Annotated in this window: 15 protein-coding genes; 12 read left to right on the forward strand and 3 right to left on the reverse strand. The window is 49.3% G+C overall.

The genetic code is table 11. From position 1 onward, the window contains the following. Positions 1-6: 6 nt before the first annotated feature. Positions 7-1,821 carry a sensor histidine kinase gene (locus EGM68_RS03145; RefSeq protein WP_129548636.1) on the reverse strand — a complete coding sequence of 605 codons (1,815 nt, stop codon included), beginning with the start codon at positions 1,819-1,821 and terminating at the stop codon, positions 7-9. Between the two features lie 207 nt (positions 1,822-2,028). On the opposite strand from EGM68_RS03145, the gene EGM68_RS03150 reads away from it, so the two are divergent. From EGM68_RS03150 to EGM68_RS03160, 3 genes are all read left to right on the forward strand, one after another. Next, complete coding sequence (locus EGM68_RS03150) at positions 2,029-2,910, forward strand: carbohydrate ABC transporter permease (RefSeq protein WP_013369185.1); 882 nt, start codon at positions 2,029-2,031, stop codon at positions 2,908-2,910. Next, positions 2,911-3,747 carry a carbohydrate ABC transporter permease gene (locus EGM68_RS03155; RefSeq protein WP_013369186.1) on the forward strand — a complete coding sequence of 279 codons (837 nt, stop codon included), beginning with the start codon at positions 2,911-2,913 and terminating at the stop codon, positions 3,745-3,747. 87 nt (positions 3,748-3,834) lie between these two features. Further along, on the forward strand, positions 3,835-5,130 hold the full coding sequence (locus EGM68_RS03160; RefSeq protein WP_129548637.1) for an ABC transporter substrate-binding protein: 1,296 nt from the start codon (positions 3,835-3,837) through the stop codon (positions 5,128-5,130). 83 nt (positions 5,131-5,213) lie between these two features. Here EGM68_RS03160 and EGM68_RS03165 read toward each other — a convergent pair whose 3' ends face one another. Then, entirely contained in the window at positions 5,214-5,753 is a 540-nt protein-coding gene (locus tag EGM68_RS03165) for a dihydrofolate reductase family protein (RefSeq protein ID WP_129548638.1), read from the reverse strand. Between the two features lie 103 nt (positions 5,754-5,856). Here EGM68_RS03165 and EGM68_RS03170 point away from each other — a divergent pair, with 103 nt between their 5' ends. The 9 genes from EGM68_RS03170 to EGM68_RS03210 all read left to right on the forward strand — a co-directional run bounded on the left by EGM68_RS03170 (position 5,857) and on the right by EGM68_RS03210 (position 16,081). Continuing rightward, positions 5,857-6,789, forward strand: a complete 933-nt coding sequence (locus tag EGM68_RS03170; protein WP_129548639.1) for a helix-turn-helix transcriptional regulator — start codon at positions 5,857-5,859, stop codon at positions 6,787-6,789. Between the two features lie 145 nt (positions 6,790-6,934). Beyond that, the gene (locus EGM68_RS03175; RefSeq protein WP_129548640.1) at positions 6,935-10,060 is read left to right on the forward strand and encodes a DEAD/DEAH box helicase; all 3,126 of its coding nucleotides are present in this window, start codon (positions 6,935-6,937) and stop codon (positions 10,058-10,060) included. Positions 10,061-10,080: 20 nt separating this feature from the next. Further along, positions 10,081-10,806, forward strand: coding sequence for a phosphoribosylglycinamide synthetase (locus tag EGM68_RS03180; RefSeq protein ID WP_129548641.1), 726 nt, complete (start codon positions 10,081-10,083; stop codon positions 10,804-10,806). 151 nt (positions 10,807-10,957) lie between these two features. After that, positions 10,958-11,863, forward strand: a complete 906-nt coding sequence (locus EGM68_RS03185) for a M15 family metallopeptidase (RefSeq protein ID WP_013369192.1) — start codon at positions 10,958-10,960, stop codon at positions 11,861-11,863. A gap of 352 nt (positions 11,864-12,215) precedes the next feature. Beyond that, positions 12,216-12,509 (forward strand): hypothetical protein, encoded by a 294-nt coding sequence (locus EGM68_RS03190; protein ID WP_235329958.1) that lies wholly within the window; start codon positions 12,216-12,218, stop codon positions 12,507-12,509. Beyond that, complete coding sequence (locus EGM68_RS03195; protein ID WP_013369194.1) at positions 12,509-12,847, forward strand: hypothetical protein; 339 nt, start codon at positions 12,509-12,511, stop codon at positions 12,845-12,847. Before EGM68_RS03190 ends, EGM68_RS03195 begins: the two co-directional genes overlap by 1 nt. A 1-nt stretch (position 12,848) precedes the next feature. After that, positions 12,849-14,282 carry a glutathionylspermidine synthase family protein gene (locus EGM68_RS03200; RefSeq protein WP_129548642.1) on the forward strand — a complete coding sequence of 478 codons (1,434 nt, stop codon included), beginning with the start codon at positions 12,849-12,851 and terminating at the stop codon, positions 14,280-14,282. 71 nt (positions 14,283-14,353) lie between these two features. After that, the gene (locus EGM68_RS03205; protein WP_016819503.1) at positions 14,354-14,767 is read left to right on the forward strand and encodes a DUF350 domain-containing protein; all 414 of its coding nucleotides are present in this window, start codon (positions 14,354-14,356) and stop codon (positions 14,765-14,767) included. 237 nt (positions 14,768-15,004) lie between these two features. Beyond that, positions 15,005-16,081, forward strand: a complete 1,077-nt coding sequence (locus tag EGM68_RS03210) for a Gfo/Idh/MocA family protein (protein WP_064964291.1) — start codon at positions 15,005-15,007, stop codon at positions 16,079-16,081. Between the two features lie 49 nt (positions 16,082-16,130). Here EGM68_RS03210 and EGM68_RS03215 read toward each other — a convergent pair whose 3' ends face one another. Further along, the gene (locus EGM68_RS03215; protein ID WP_129550283.1) at positions 16,131-17,600 is read right to left on the reverse strand and encodes an MFS transporter; all 1,470 of its coding nucleotides are present in this window, start codon (positions 17,598-17,600) and stop codon (positions 16,131-16,133) included. Positions 17,601-17,643 lie beyond the last annotated feature (43 nt).

Genomic DNA, 17,643 nt, shown 5'->3' on the forward strand with positions numbered 1-17,643 from the left:
GACAGATCACTCTCCCTTAATATGAATTTCTGTATGGGGCTCAGTGCGAATTTCAAGTGTGAAACGAACGCCATGAGGCAGAATATTGTCTACACACAGGGTATTAGAACCATCCTCCGAGTGAAGTTGGATACGTAATAGAACATTACGAAGACCAATGGAGTTCTGCTCGCTAGGGTCTGATTCTTCATGGGCTTTCAGCGGACGTTTCAGCATTTGCTGGAGCTGCTCCAATTCGGTTGGTGGAATCGACGCGCCGTTATTTTCCACTTCAATCCTCACAATGCCTTCCCGGATTCGGAAGGCTGTAATACGAATCTTACCAGGCCCCAGCCGGGGATCGGCACCGTGTTTAAAGTAGTTTTCCACCAATGGCTGGAGAATCATTTTAGGCACTCGATCATTCAGAACTTGATCATCCCATTGATAGGTGACTTCTAATTGCTCACCGAAGCGTTCTTTTTGCAAATCAAGATATTGTTTTACATGCTCAGCTTCTTCCTTGAGTGTTACAACTGTGTGATCCCGCATATTGTAGCGCAGCATTTTGGCAAGGGAAGAAAGCAGAGAATAGATTCGCGGCACCTCATGCTGTAGAGCCAGTGTTCCAATAGACTGTAGCGTATTATATAAAAAATGAGGATTAATCTGTGCCTGAAGCGCTTTCAATTGGTGTGTCTTGTTAGCCAGTTCCAGCTTGTATTCCCGCAAAATGAGGTTATTGATGGTATCCATCATCTGTCTGAAACGACGCGACAGCACTCCAATCTCATCGTTGCTCATGGCCCGGATGTCTACATCCAGCTGACCGGACTGAATCTGGTTTATGTAGCGAGTCAGCCGTTTAATAGGTTCCGTAATTTTTATTGAAATCCATAACGTGGCAACAATAACGAGCAGCAACGCTGCGCCTGTAATGACCGCATTGATCTGGGTCAGTTGGGTAGCCCGCAAATAAAGCGTCCGATGAGGGATTTTCTTGACGAGCGTCCAGCCTGACAGATTGGCATCCAGTTTGCCATATACGTGCAGTGCTGTATCATCTTCAATTACACCGTGCTCGTCTTCTTTAGAAATTCGCTTGAGTAGGCCAGATTCCTTCCAGTGTGTTCCAATGAATGATTCTTTTCCGCTATATACGATCGTTCCGTTCCGATCAATTAAAAATAGCTCCTCTGTATCTGCATCATACAACTGACGGCAAATACTGCGCAGCGGCTCCAGATCCACATCTATAGCCAGTACCCCAAGCGTTTCTGAAGACGGAATGTTCCGAATCGCCCGGTGGAGTGTAAATACCTGCCGCTTTGTATTCTGCTCAGCATAGGAAACTGCTGAAAAGCCGTACAAATGCTTTATGTGCGAGGGTTGCATGAACAGCCCGGAAGGGCCGTAATGAATAGAACCGGTGAAGGGCTCCAGCCGGAACTCCCGTAGAGGGACCGTGCTGGTAATCAGTGTAGATTGCCCAGCCTCAAACGAATGCAAGTACACCTGGTCAATGCCTGAGGAAGCATTCATCATCGTTTGCAGCGTGGTGTAAATCTCGGCAACGGCCCGGTAATCATCCGGAATTTTAGCCAGGTTGCGCAGAAAATGAGGGTCATTATAGACTCCGATCGATGCACGATTTAATCCCTGTAAATAGTTATCCAGATTCGTAATTCCCTGAAAAATAAGCCGTTCGTTTTCCTGGGTGGCCTGTTCCCGTAAGGATTGCTTGGTGAGGATGAAGGTCATGGTCATTGAAAGCAGCAACGGAAGAGTAACCGCAATGAGTAGAAACCAGATTAGACGAGAACGAATGCTATGAAATTTCATGCAGGTAGCTCCTTTCACAATTCAAGGCAAGCCAGAGGTCAATATTTTCTCCCCTAATGGTTCACGATCTTGCGTGTTCTCCAGAGCGCTTATTCGACATAATGAACATGTGAATCGCATATCCATACGGATTCAACGTCCACACTGCTTGCAAGGATGCCGTAGAGGAGCGTTCCAGACACCAAAGAGAACAAAGGGGGGATCGGTTTGAATCGCGCCAAGTCGTCGCAATGGCTCCAGCAATGGATTTTTGTAGGGCCATCGACGTTATTTTTCGTTATCATTATTGTAATCCCTTTCATGCTAGGAATGTACTATTCTTTTACAGAGTGGAATGGGGTAGCCAATCAGGCAAAGTGGGTCGGGCTGGATAATTTCAGTCACATTTTATTTAATGATGACAAATTCGGGACAGCGTTCTGGTTTACCGTCCGTTTTACGGTGATTGGAGTGGTAGCTGCCAATATTTTTGGTTTTCTGCTGGCGTATTTTCTAACCAAGCCGCTAAAAACAAAAAATGTGCTTCGAACTATTTTTTTCATGCCTAATGTGATCGGAGGTCTGTTGCTCGGTTTTATCTGGCAGTTTATTTTCGTCAAGGGATTTGCAGCGATCGGCGAGAGTACGGGGTTATCCTTCTTCAACCTGTCCTGGCTGGGAGATGAGATTACGGCCTTTTGGGGCATTGTGATCGTGTTTATCTGGCAAACAGCCGGATATTTAATGGTGATTTATATCTCTTCCCTTACCAATGTGCCCCGGGATATGCTGGAGGCAGCCGAGATTGATGGGGCGAGTCGGATGCAAATCTTGCGGTCGATTATACTGCCTTTGATCATGCCTGCCATTACGGTATGTCTCTTCCTGGCGATATCATGGTCGTTTAAAATGTTCGATCTCAACCTGTCATTGACGAAGGGTGGTCCCTTTGGTTCTACAGAGTCAGTGGCGCTCAATATATACAATGAAGCGTTTGTCAATAATCGTTATGGGTTGGGAACGGCTAAAGCACTCATTTTCTTTATCATTGTTGCTCTCGTTACGAGCCTTCAGGTACGCCTGACGAAAAGCCGGGAGGTGGAATCGTAAATGGAAACAAACAATCGCTACCGCGTTGGGACATGGGCGACTGAGTTGGTGATGATCCTCGTCGCATTGGTATTCCTCGTCCCGTTTTACTTTTTGTTCGTGAATTCGGTCAAAAGCTTTGGTGACCTGCTCACTGACTCTGCGGCCTGGCCACAAACCTTTGTATGGAGCAACTATGCTAGAGCTTGGAGTATTACGCGTTTTCCCGAAGCGTTATGGAACTCACTCGTGGTTACGGTGGTCAGCAATCTGCTGCTCGTACTGATCAGCTCAATGGCTGCCTATCGAATGGTTCGGCGCCCAACACGTTACAATCGGGTACTGTTCAGCCTGTTCGTGGCTGCGATGGTCATTCCTTTCCAATCGGTGATGATTCCTTTGGTCAAGGTTGTAAGTACGCTGGATTTAATGAACAGTATTAGTGGTCTGGTGATCTGTTATCTGGGATTCGGGGCTCCTATGTCCATCTTTCTCTTTCACGGATTCGTCAAAGGTGTGCCTGTTGAGGTGGAAGAAGCAGCTACAGTGGACGGTTGCACGCCTTACGGGGTGTTTTTCCGGATTGTATATCCGTTGATGCTGCCCATGATGGTAACGGTTATTATTTTGAATACACTCTGGATCTGGAATGACTATCTACTGCCTTCTCTGGTACTGCAAAAGGCTGAATTGCGCACCATTCCGATTGCAACCTATGCCTTTTTCGGACAATACACGAAGCAGTGGGATTTGGCTTTGCCAGCTCTGGTGCTGGGTATTTTGCCGGTCATCGCGTTCTTTCTGGCCATGCAAAAATATATTATACAAGGTATCATGGCAGGCTCGGTCAAAGGCTGAGTGTGGGATGTACTGAAAACATGTGCACGGTGTGCCACTCCGCAAACGGAGAACACTTTGAAATTTAGAATAGAAAGGAACATAAATATGAAAACGCATACTTTTAAAAAGAAAGCCCAAGCACTGATTTTGCTTTTTGCTGCCTTTGCCCTGGTTTTAGCTGGCTGTAACAGCAGTGGTGGACAAAATGCAGGCAATGAGGAAGTGAAGGAAAAAACCATTCACATTTTTCAGTTTAAAGTAGAGATTGCAGAAGCGCTAAATCGTATGAAGGCGGAGTATGAAGCGACTCACCCGGGGATCAAGCTCGACATTCAGACCGTAGGCGGGGGGAGTGACTATGGGGCGGCGTTGAAGGCCAAGTTTGCCTCTGGCGAACAGCCGGATATTTTTAATGTCGGCGGCTATCGTGAGCTGGATACGTGGCTGGAATATTTGGAGGACCTGTCCGACCAGCCTTGGGTTGGTGATGTGGTCGATGTCGCCAAAGAACCGATGACCAAGGATGGCAAGCTGTACGGTCAGCCGATGAATCTGGAAGGGTACGGCTTTATTTACAATAAGGATTTGTTCAAAAAGGCTGGAATCACCGAGCCTCCTAAGACGTTGTCCGAGCTGGAGGCTGCTGCGCAAAAGCTGCAAGCCGCAGGGATCACACCTTTTTCCAATGGATACCAGGAGTTTTGGGTGCTGGGTAATCATTTGCTGAACGTGGCATTTGCCAATCAGCCAGACCCCTCGGCCTTCGTCAAGGGACTGAATGATGGTACAGCCAAAATTCCAGGCAATGCTGTATTCGCCGAATGGATTAAGTTGCTCGATCTGACGCTCAAGTATGGCAATTCGAAGCCGCTCACGACTGATTACAATACGCAGGTAACGAACTTTGCCACTGGCAAAGCTGCCATGATGCAGCAAGGGAACTGGACTCAGGTTCAAATTGATGGAATTAATCCGAAGCTGAAATTGGGTATCCTGCCTATGCCGATTGGTGAAGACGCAACAGCCGGAGATAAGCTGTTTGTAGGGGTTGCCAATAACTGGGTGGTTAATAAAAACTCGTCTGTCAAAGCTGAGGCCAAAGAGTTCTTAAACTGGATAGTGACATCTGAGCAGGGGAAAAAGTATATCACCAAGGAGTTTAAGTTCATTCCGGCGTTCAAGAGCATCAAAGGGGAAGAGGCCGATATGGGCCAACTGGGTGCCGAAGTAGTGAAATATAGTCAGGAAAATAAACTGCTGGGCTGGTTCTTTAGCCGTTATCCTGAAGGAGCACAGCAAGAATTCGGAAGTCAGATGCAAGCCTATGTGGCAGGTAAATCGGATGCCGGGAAGCTGTTCGAGGATTTCCAGAGAACATGGGATAATTTAAAGACCAAATAATGAAATGAAATACGCAGTAGAGCCTTCGTATGTCAGGGAGATTGCATGATCCTGAGCATACGAAGGTTTTTTTGTGAACATAATTATAAATGATAATGAAGTAGAACAATATCCCCGCGGCGTTCGACTTCCTGGAGTTCAAAAGTACTTGGCAGCGTTCCTTCTGGGAATAAGGGTATTCCTTGTCCCAGTACTTTGGGAATGATCGCAATGATCGCCTTTTCCAGCAGCCCAGCCTGCATGAAGGCCTGAACTAACTGACCCCCACCTACTAACCATACCAAACCTTCCGATTGTTTTTGTAGACGCGGAACCAGTTCAGACAGAGCCTCGTCCGTAAATGTAACATGTGGTGCCTGCTGTTGCTCCGTCAATGACCGGGTGAGTACATAACACGGCTTTCCGGCATAAGGAAAATCATCCGAAAGCTTTAACACTTCCTCATACGTCAGCCTGCCCATCAGCACTGTACTTACAGTATCGTAAAAATCAGCGTATCCATTGTCCCCGCCATCTCCTTTGACATCATACAGCCAGTCCACCGACCCGTCAGGCAACGCAATATACCCGTCGAGACTCATGGCGATATACAGCACTACTTCATTTGATTTCAAATCCTTCATCGTTCATCACTCCTTTCTATCTCTATGTTACAATCTATTTATGACATACTTTGTCGTAGTTAAAGGATCGTCTAAACTTTATTTTTGATTAGAGGAGTACCTTATGAACGAACGCAGAATTGCTCTTATGAGGATACTGGATTCCCGAAAAAAATATACGGCGCGTGAGTTGGCCGAACGATTTGGCGTCTCCGTCAGAACGATACAAAGAGATCTCGACTATTTGCAGCAAACCGGGTTACCCCTGTATACCGAGACGGGCCCTCATGGCGGATACCGGGCACTTCCCAATCGGCTCCTTCCTCCCCTTCATCTTGCGCGCGACGAGGCACTGGGTCTTTTTCTCATGCTGCAACTGCTGGAAGACATTCCGGATATCCCTTTTGGATCGGTTCGTGGACATTTGTCCGAGCATTATTATGCCGAGCTTCCCCAGGATGTACAGGACAGCATTGACCAATTAAAGGATTACATTTCTTTTCGTATGATACCTACTCACGCAGACTCACCCTACACCTCACTCATTTTGGAGGCTGCTCTAAACAAGCGCAGGGTGAACATGCACTACCGCTCCGCTTCCGGGGCAAAGTGGACCCAGGTATATCCGATTGGGCTTTATTTTGATCACGGATATTGGTATATGCCAGCGCATAACAAAGACCGCATCATTCTGTACCGTTCAGATCGGGTGATCACCATCACGATACTAGATGAAACCTTGGATAGCCTCCCCACCCTTCAAGCATGGTTGGCTTCAGAGGATTCCCGTGTAGGAATTCCGTCCAAAATAAAATTTACCGCGTTGGGTGCTAGGCTGGCCGAATCAGATGCCCTCTTCCACAATGTCTCACATCAGGAAGGCCTGGGTCAGGAATGGCACGGACATATCCCCGTTGAAGAGTTTAGGTATGTATCCAGACTTTTGTTAAAGTATGGGCCAGAAGCCGAGGTCGTATATCCGCAAGAACTGCGTATGCTGGTCAGGAAATTGCTGCAAGACAGCCTGAATCCTTATCTGAAGGATGATGAAGAATAAGAGGCAGTGCTTATAGTTAATCACATGAATATTTAAGGTTATTAACGTATGACTTTCCATTTATTTTTGTGATAAAGTTTTGAAATGAGCCCGTTTTCGTATATGATGAAGAGTAATAATTCAAAAGGCTGGACGGGAGACAGATATGAATCAACCGCTTTATGGAATATGGCTCGGAGATGTGTTTTTTTGCTTTTCTGGTGAGACGTCGGAACCACGTATTGATGCGTGGAGCAGTGTAATCCGCAGGCTGACGCTAAAGGGAGACCTTCGGCCGTTTCGGCAGGCTGCGTTGCGTCTTGCCGAGGTGCGGATACCTAACATTGCTCGCGTGGAAACCGCAGGCAGAGGTGGCAAGAGACGCTCCATGCTGGGGCGTACGCTGGAGGGTCTGGCACTGGAACCCCGCGAGACGATGGCTCTGCTGACTCGCATGGACGAGAAGGGCTGTGCGGCATCGGGCATTACGCTTGGCGAGGAAATGCAATATTGGCAAAAGGCTGCTTATTTTGCGCTGGAGCTGATGCAGCGGGGCGAAATCGTGCCATCACTTACAGAGGCGCGTCCATCTGGACCGCGACGGCGCGGCCCGGATGCGGCGGTAGGGGTGTGGATTCCTCGGCTTCGCGAAGAGGAGGACATCCGCCGCTTTCATGAGCTGGCAGCTGCGATGCCGGCTGTGTGTATGGCAGCTCCGGCCGTTTTTGCGGGCAAGGAGCCAGAAACACGTGAGGATGCAGCTGGAATGGTGCTGTATTCCTTCTTGTGTGCGGTCGTTCATGCAGAAACGACCGCGGTGCTGGCTGCGTCAGATCGTGAATTGGGACGATATCGAGCAGATTATCGGCGCGGAGGATCACCACTGGCGGAGCTGTGGTGGAACAGTCTGTTGACAGGTTCGCGCCAGGTTGCGATTCAGGGAACGCCTGCTGAGATGGAGGAGCTGGTTCTTCAGGCGTCCTCTCTTAAGGGAAGCACGATGCCTGTAACGGAACGGGAAGCCAAGGAACCCATTGAAGGGCAATTGCGTCTGTGCCTTCGTTTGGAGCCTTCTTTGGAAGAGAGTATCCAGGAATGGCGCATTACCTTTTGGGCAGAAAGCGATGCTGAGCCCGGATTACGACTGCCTGCTTTGGCATTGTGGGCATATCCGGAACGTGATCTGGTTCGTGGTGAAATAGTGTACCGTCAAGTACAGGCGCAACTGCTGACGAGGCTCGGACAGGCGGCTGAAGCGGCACCTATATTGCAGGAAGCATTAAACCGCCCTTATCCCGAGGGACTGACCCTGGAGCCGGAGATGTTCTTCCGCTTCCTGACGGAAGCCGTACCTTCTTTACAAAAGAACGGTATTACTGTGCAAATGCCTTCACGCTGGAGCCGGGAGGGGCGAAGACGTGCAGGCTTGCGGCTTAAAATGCGCTCGACAGAGCAGGGTGCCAAGCCAGATGGTGTGATCGCCGATACATCGTCGGTTGGCATTAACCGCATGATTTCGTTTGATGCCGAGGCTGTGCTGGGGGATACGACCTTGACGATGGAGGAATTGGAAAGCATCGTCGCGGCCAATTTGCCTTATGTACGTCTCGGAGGGGAATGGATTGAGGTAGATCCCAAGGAAATTCGTCAGGTGCTGCGGTTTATCAAGCGCGGAGAAAACGGTGAAATGAGCTTGTCCGAATGGATGCATTTGGCTGCGGAAAATGAAAGTGCAGGCGAGGCCTCGTGGAAGGGCTTGTCCATCTTTGGCGCGGAATCCGCCGGATTGCTTGCCTCGTTGGCTGAGGGCGGGGTACTCCGTTCCGTAGAGCCGCGGCCTGTGCCGGAGACGCTGCATGGTGCACTACGGCCGTATCAAGAGCGCGGCTTTCAATGGCTGGCTGCGATGCGCGGATTGGGCTTTGGTGTGTGCCTTGCGGACGACATGGGGCTGGGTAAAACGATTCAGGTTATTACCTGTTTGCTCGATGGTGGCATCGGCGCAGATGATCAGCGCCCGGCGTTAATTATCTGTCCGACGTCTTTGCTTGGCAACTGGCAGCGGGAATTGAAGCGTTTTTCACCGGATTTGTCGCTTTATATTCACCATGGCAACCAGCGACTCCACGGTGAGCTGTTTCAGGAAAATGTACGAGAGTATGATATCGTCCTCACTACCTATCATTTGGCGGGCCGGGACGGCAGCGATTTATCTGCGGTCTACTGGTCTTCCATTGTGTTGGATGAGGCGCAATATATAAAAAATGCACGCACTAAGCAGGCACAAAGCGTCATGAAGTTGTCCGCCCCGCATCGAATTGCCATGACGGGCACGCCGGTAGAGAATCGGCTAAGCGAGCTGTGGTCTATTTTTCAATTTCTGAATCCAGGGTACCTCGGTACGGCATCTTCATTCCGCCAGCGGTACAGTCTGGCAGGAGAGGAGCGGGGGTCCGCGTTGCGTGAGCTTCATCGTCTCGTCTCCCCGTTCATGCTGCGTCGGCTCAAAAGCGATCCGGATATTCGCAAGGATTTGCCAGAGAAGCTGGAGTTGAAGTCCTATTGTGTACTGACACCAGAGCAGGCCGGATTATACCGCGGTGTGGTGGATCAATTATTGGGAACACTGGATGGGCAGGTCGGTATGGCCCGCAAGGGGCTTGTTTTGTCATCGCTGACCAAGTTGAAGCAAATCTGTGACCATCCGGGTTTGATCATCCCAGGCCGTGCTGACAGCACTAAAACCGAAAACTCGGGTAAAATGGAGCGACTGCTGGAATTGGTAGAAACCATTCGCGAGAACGATGAATCGGCGCTGATTTTCACCCAATATGTGTCGATGGGAGAACTGCTGGTATCCCGTTTGGCCAAGATTTTGGGAGAAGAGCCATATTTCCTGCATGGAGGACTGGCGAAAACCAGACGGGACGAAATGGTTCACAACTTCCAGCAGGGAAAAGGACCGAATATATTCGTACTTTCCTTGCGTGCAGGTGGCGTGGGTCTGAACCTGACACGTGCCAGCCATGTCATTCACTATGATCGCTGGTGGAATCCAGCGGTGGAAAATCAGGCGACAGACCGAGTATTCCGTATTGGCCAAAGTCGCAATGTACAAGTGCACAAGCTAATTTGTCAGGGGACACTGGAGGAAAGAATCGACGAGCTGATCGAGAGCAAAAAGGCCCTTTCCGAGCAGGTTGTCGGCTCTGGAGAACATTGGCTCACCGAAATGTCTGATGATGAACTGCGTGGTCTGATTGCGTTGCAAAATGACGTATGGATCGAGTGAGCAGAGAAAGGATGAAGGCGATGACGAGACCGCAAGTGAAGCTGAAAGTAACTGACGGTCGATGGATCGTGGAATTAGACGGCAATGGGCCAGAAGGTAAATCGACGGGTGTACCTTTTGCACATCCCGTTCAATGGACTGGCCCAGTGCCTGTACTGAACCTGGAACAGCGAGGGGCATGGCTGGAGCAGTTAAAAGCAGAGCCTTTGGACATCTACCGTCTTCTGAAAGGGGAAGCTTGCCTGTCGCTGGATGAGATTGTTCAACTCGCAGCTGAGACCGCCATCTCCAGCAGAGAGAATGGGCTGGGTGCAGTCGAAGACGTGAAGAAAGCTCTTCAGGCCGGACTGGAAAACGAGCCACAACACTGTCCGGCGTTGATCGGAATGACGCAGGAAGAGCTGCTGGAATACGTGTTTAGTGCTTGGGCTGGAGAGTTATCCCATGTGCAGAGAACATCCCCCGCGCTTGAGCCTACCTCACGTGCGGAGGGAGGACGCAGCGGAACGGCAGCGATTAGCGAGTGGATTGCAGAATCTGCAGCTGAAGGAGCGTTGCATCGTCCCGGAGCAGGCTTTCATGCCATTGAAATCCGCCTACCGCAGAAACTTGCTTTCAAAAAGGAAACCGATATTACGTCCTTGCTGCCAGGGTTACCCCGTGCCGAAGAAGCATTGAAACTCATACGTGAACGGGTAGCCGAGCGAGCCCAGGCTGCAATCCCGCAAAAACGTCATAATCCGTAATAATTTGGGTATATGCTTTCTTTTTCGAGTCTGTTCACACTTATTGGATAGGATAACGGCTTCGAAGAGTGTCCAAAGTTCAGTTACAATGAGGGAACGGAAAAGTCACTGCAAGTCATGTATCAATTGCAATATTGGAGGAGATACCAGCATGAAACGACATATACAACAGACGCGCACATCTCAGCGATGGACCAAAGCGCTCATTCCGGGGCTGATCTTGCCAGGGCTATTGCTGGCAGCTTGCCAGCAAGGAGGATCAGGTGGACAGGAAAGTGAGCCATTAAAATCATCCACAACGGTACAGGAGAATGTACAGCCTTCCACCCAGACGGATGCGGGGAATGGCAGTACTAGCGCTGGACAAGCCTCTGCGGATACAGGAAGTGGACAGGCTGATCCTGTGATGGCGCTGCGAAGCCAAAGTGCACTGCAGGCCACAGTTAAGGAAGAGGATGGAACTGCGGTTGTAACCAATGCGACTTCGGATACAGTCGTGGTGAACAAAAAGCGCAGCTTGCCTGTGGGCTACGTCCCGGATGATCTGGTAGAGCCGCAGGTGCCTTTTTCCTTCGAGGGACCGCATGAGAAGCGGCATTTGCGTAAGGAAGCGGCAGAGGCACTGGAGAAGCTGTTCGACGGTGCGAAAAAGGACGGCATTGAGCTGCGTGCGGTATCGGGATACCGTTCCTATAAGCGTCAGGTGTCTATTTTCGACAACAATGTAAAGACAAAGGGGCAGGAATATGCCTCTAAAGTCAGCGCTGTACCAGGTACGAGTGAGCATCAGACGGGATTGTCCATTGACGTATCCAGCCCCAGCGTAGGCAATGTGCTGGAGCAATCGTTCGGAGCTTCCAAGGAAGGCCAATGGCTGGAACAACATGCACCGGAATACGGATTTATTATTCGTTATATGCAGGGTAAGGAAGATGTGACCGGCTATGTGTACGAGCCTTGGCATATCCGTTATGTGGGAGTAGACATTGCAGAGGATGTAGCCAAGCAAGGGTTGACGCTGGAGGAATATTTCGACGAAAACAATATCAAGCTATAGGCGCTGCAACCAAGCCGTAATCCTGGGGATTGCGGCTTTTTGTCGTATTTTTCTTCCAAATTGAACCTTTTCAAGGTAGAATCTCGTATAGTGAACGACGACAGAAGCTTGAATTTATAGTAAACCTCATGACAGAAGCGTACAGGAAGGGAAGGGAATCATCATTTATTATTCATTAACGTATCGCGAATGGTCAGAAGACACTCAAAAGGAACTGCGCAGCCTGACACGGGAATCCGTATCGGGAGATGAGCTGTTTCTGCGCAAGCTTGTAGACGCTACGCGTCTCCATGACAAACTATGGGCGCATACCTCGAATGAAAGTGAGGAGCATACGGATCATTCCGTCTATGTGACCGAATTTACAGGGGAACGTGCAAAGCCTTACGGCGCGTCGATCACGGACCTCGTGCTAGCCAGTGAGGGAGGCTATACGTCCACATTCAGCGCATTGTACTGGGTATGGCATGAGCCTGCGTTCCGTAGCATGGATCAGCGGGAAGGCTCGGTATTTACCTTAGACTTAGCCCAACGGCTATTGGATCACTATACGGTATTGGGTGGCAAAACATACGAATTTATATATTCGGTATTGGACCCTCAGTTGAAAAAGGTGCATTTGTTTGTGAAGGAGGTCGATCTGTGATGGAGCATTCTTGGGAAACCATGAAATCCAAGCCCGGCTCTCGTGCACGGATGGCGGCCTTTGCCCTGATGTTGGCTGTCCCGGCCGCTCTGACGGGTTGCGGTGATGACGAGTATTATGACTGCGACGAGCTCCCTGTATCAGAGCAAACGGCCTGTCGGGATTCAGGCAGCAGCGGGTATTATTATGGCGGATCGACCTATTATAGTGGAGGCTCCTCATATCATAGCAGCCGTTCTTCCTCCAGCTCTTATCGCAAAAGCTCGTCCTCATCTTCCAGTTCACACAGTGGTTTTGGCAGCAGTGGCTCACGCAGCGGCTTTTTTTCTGGGGGTTAAGATGAGCATGCGTACGATTCGGCAATTACCTTATGAACATGACGAGCTTTTTAAGGGTGAAATCAGCCATATGATTCCGTATCATCGCATGTACGGCAAGTCCTACTGCGTGCCGGCCTTAACGGTGTATCGGGAAAGCGAGCTGGCAGAGCTTCAGGCTGCTTCTGAGGCAGTACATCGTATTTATCGCAAGGTCCAGCAATTTATCCAGCGCTATATGCCGGATGAATACCTGGTAGAGCGTTTGGGGATTCATCAAGGCTTGCTGCGTGCTGCACGGATGGAAGCCGCGCCGGATGGGATCACCCGTCAGGACTGGATTGTGGGGGAAGCGGGGATCAAGTGCATTGAGAATAACACCGATACCCCGACCGGGATTCCCGAGGTGGCTTATCTCGAAGGAAAGCTGCTGGAGGTGCTGCATGGTGAGAGAATGTCAGGGGATGACATTGCTCTACATGGACCCTCATCTGGAATGGATGAGGCGATTCAGTCTGCCTTGACGGAGCTCATTCATTTTTATAGTCGTAAGGGTTTGGGGACAAAGGTGTATTTCACTTGCTATGAATGGCATATCGAGGATCAGACGAATACCAAATATATCATGCGTTTATGTGAACAAGCTGGGTTTGAAGTGGTTTATGCGCCATTGGAAGAACTGGAAATTATCCCGAATGAAGGATTGTATCACCGTAGAGAGCAGATTCACATCCTCTATCGCCTGTATCCGCTGGAATATCTGATTGAAGATCGGGAAGAGGACACAGGGCTTGAGGTGGGGCAGGCGTTAATGGATATGGTGGCAGACGGAAAAATAGGACTAATCAATCCGCCGCAGCATATCATTACGCAGAGCAAAGGGTTCACCGCAACCGTATGGTCGCTGTACGAGCGCAATGAACAGACACCAGCGTTCTGCGGTTTTCGTTTGTTTGACGAACGGGAGCTGGAGGTGATACGAACCTACCTGCTACCTACATATTTTGAGCCATCCGTGTTTCTGCAAAATAAAGAGCCTTATGTCGCCAAAGGCATATGGGGCCGAGAGGGTAAAGGCACGCATTTGATTGAGCAGCCTGAACCCGAGAAGAGACTGGAAGGTGTCTTGGGAGTGGCCCAAAATGCGAAGGCTGACCAGCCTGATCTGCATCATCAAGCTGATGCTCCACTAACACCTGAACAGGAGGAAGCCGCACATATTGCCGCTTATTACGAGGGACAGCCTAAGATTTATCAGCGGCTGTGGCCCATGCAGAGCGCAGAGTTGCAGACCGAGGAAGGGCTATTTCACGGCTATGTACTGACAGGCATATTCGTGATCGGGGGGCGTTTTGCGGGGGTTCTGCCGCGAATCGGTGAAAAGGTAACAGGCGATATGGCCTACTATTGCGCTGCCGCCGTTGCCAACGAACCTTCTAATTCACCCGCTGTATAAGCTGAATTGTGAAATGTAAAATATTCGAACAGATCTGTTCCTATTCACAAGTATCATAAGGAGGAAAAAAATTGGACTCTCATATCAGTTTGGGCAACGCATTGGGCAATGTAGGTATCGGCCTGCTTATCTTGTTTGCCATCTTAATCGTAGGTTATTTTGTGTTCAGCTTGCTGACACGTTATAACGATAATCAGGAAATCGCACGCGGCAATGAAGCGGCAGGCATCTATATGGGGGCAAAGCTGCTAGGTCTGTGTATCATCGTGGGAATGGTGTCGTATAGCAGCCATTCATGGCTCGATATGCTGACCTGGTCGGCCGTGGGCATTGTGGTGCTGTGCCTGGTGTATGTGATTTTTGATCTGGTGACGCCGCGCACCAAGGTGTGCGAGGAAATTGCCAAAGGTAATGTAGCTCTGGCACAGCTGTTGCGCTCAATCATCATCGGGGTATCTTTTGTCGTAGGTACATTTTTGATGTAGTCGATGTAGTCGATATAAAGAAGAAGCGTAAAGGATCTGCAAAACCGGACAACGGAGCTGCAGATCCTTTTTTTATGGGGAATTGTATTCACTGTCTGCTATCTGTCTGTGGAAGTAAAACTTACGACGATCACTTCTGATGGGGACTATTCTACGAAGGTACGGGTGATACTGCATAGCAAAAAGGAATGTGCTCCAGATATCAAACCAAATTGTAGAGAAGGGAATTCTGAACATATGAGTACCTCTACCTCCCCAACCCTACCCATTCGGATGGGTATCATCGGCTTGGGCCTGATCGCTGAATATCACATCAGATCATTACACAGCATGTCGGGGGTATCGATTGTGGCCGTTAGTGATGTAAATGCGAACCGCCTTCAAGCCATCGGAGAGCAATTGCAACTGCCTGCCTCCAAGCGGTACTCCCATTATGAAGCATTGATCCGTGACCCAGAGGTAGATGCGATTCTGTCGCTGACACCCAATGATGTGCATTTTGACATTATTCGGATTGCGCTGGAAGAACACAAAGCTGTACTGGCAGAGAAACCATTGACACTCACGTGGTCGGAGGCAGGTCAGTTGAAAAAGCTGTATACCGCGAATCCGGTGCCTTTGCTGGTTCACTACAAGCATCGCTACGGCGCGGCCTTCCAATATACCAAGCAACTGCTGGATGAGCACAAGCTGGGCAAAATCTATAATATTCAATTTCGTTATCTAATGGATGCATTTTCACCGTATCGTCAGCATCCGTATACATGGCGACACAATTTAGCCAAGGCCGGCTCTGGAGTAGTGGGGGATACGGCCTCACATATTATTGATCTGGCCCGTTTTCTGATTGGTGAATTTAAAAGCGTCGCGGCGCTGCTACATATCATTACACCTGAGCGGCCCGATCCGGTCACGGGTCTGCCTGTAAAAGTGGATGTGGAAGATCTCGCCGCCTTTCATGGCATCATTGGCGATAATACTGTGGGTACCTTCATCACTCACAAAAATGCCATCGGCAAACGTCACGATATCGAAGTGGATATCTACGGCGAACTCGGTACGCTGCACGCAAGTCTCAATAATCCGGAAAGTATTCGCATCGTGTTGCGTGACCTAGAACACCCGGATGCCGAATACGAGACTTGGGCTGTTCCTGCAATCTATAATCATACAGCCGATGGAGACTTTATTAAGCTGGCAAGAGGGGAGTTCGTAGACCGAGCTCCCTTGTTCGATGACGGATACAAGAATCAGTGGGTACTTGAGAAAATTCTGCAATCCTGGAGAGAGAACGGACGTTTAGTAGAAGTGTAAGAGGATACGTAATCCTTATTACAATAGCCTGTTTGGCTTCCTGATGATCCTATCTCTTTTCTTGCTGCACTCTTGCCCGTCTAGCCCCGATCAGCCTCCAGCCTGTTAACAATGCCGCTACAAGACAGATGGACGCAGATGTCATAAAGACTACATGCATGCCTGACAGAAAAATTTCAGGGTGACCTGGCACCAATCCAGTGACCCGATAACCAGCCTCTTTACTCATAATATAAAAGAGAATGGTTGTGGCCAGCGTGATCCCTACAACCATACCGACGTTGCGCACCAGCGAATTAACACTTCCGGCTGAGCCAAGCTGTGTACGGGGTACCTTGGACATAATCAGCGAATTGTTCGGCGATTGGAATAAACCACTGCCAATACCCAGCATGGCAATCCACAGACCGACGAGCGGGATGGAGCTGCCTGCATGCAGTTCCGCTAATCCAATTTGGGCAACGACCATAACGACCAGCCCGGCGAAGGTGAGTAGTTCAGACCCGATTTTATCGGAAAGCGCGCCGCTGAGCGGGGCCACAATAACCATAGAGATGGGGAACAACATCAGCAGAAATCCGGCATAAAAAGGCGACAAGTTCAGCATATTCTGTGCATAGAAAGGCGAAATGATGTTAAAGCAGAAGTTAGCGACAAACACCAGAAAAGCACACAAAATACTGAGTGAAAACAACGGATTTTTGAATAGAGCGAGCTGTAACAGCGGTTGTGGACGACGCAATTCCAACCAAATGAATATGGCAAAAGCAACTACGGCCACCACCAGCGAAGCAATAATACGTGGGTCTCCATACCCGACCTGCTGTCCCAGCAACAATCCGACGAATAAAGTGAGAATAAAAATAGCAAACACCAGGCTGCCAGGAATGTCGATCTTATCCTTCACCTTGATCAGATCCTTAGGCAGAAGCCTCCAGCCCAGAAAGACAGCGATCAGGCCTATCGGTACATTGACCCAGAAAATGTATTGCCAACCCAGCGAGGAGACAATAATACCGCCCAAGCTCGGCCCGGCGATACTACCCAAAGAAACGAAGGTTCCGATGAGGCCAAGCGCTTTGCCCCGTTCAGTAGACGGGAAGATATCTGTTACGATCCCTTGGCTGTTCGCCATGGTCATGGATGCTCCAATTGCCTGAATGATGCGCGAAATCAGCAATAGGGAGAGTGAAGAGCTAAGACCGCACAATAGGGAGCCAAGAATGAATATGATGGTGCCGATTTTGAATATTTTGATTTTACCGACCATATCCCCTAGCTTGCCAAAAAATAAAATAGCGGTACATATCGCCATTAAATAGGCGGTTGTCACCCATTCAATCTGTGCCACAGGTAAATGTAACGTGCGAGACAACACAGGAAGAGCAATATTAACAATACTTCCATCCAAGGTGGACATAAACGTAAACAGATTTAAAACAATTAAAATCATCCAACGTTTCTTCTGAACTTCGATATTCTCTTGATAGGTTGCAGCAGTTGTAGCAGTTGAACTCATCATTAACACCTCTTTATCGTTGACAGTTCCTCTTTAGTTGCAT

Origin of the sequence: Paenibacillus sp. M-152 (assembly GCF_003856555.1) — a bacterium.
Classification (GTDB): Bacteria; Bacillota; Bacilli; order Paenibacillales; family Paenibacillaceae; genus Paenibacillus; species Paenibacillus polymyxa_C.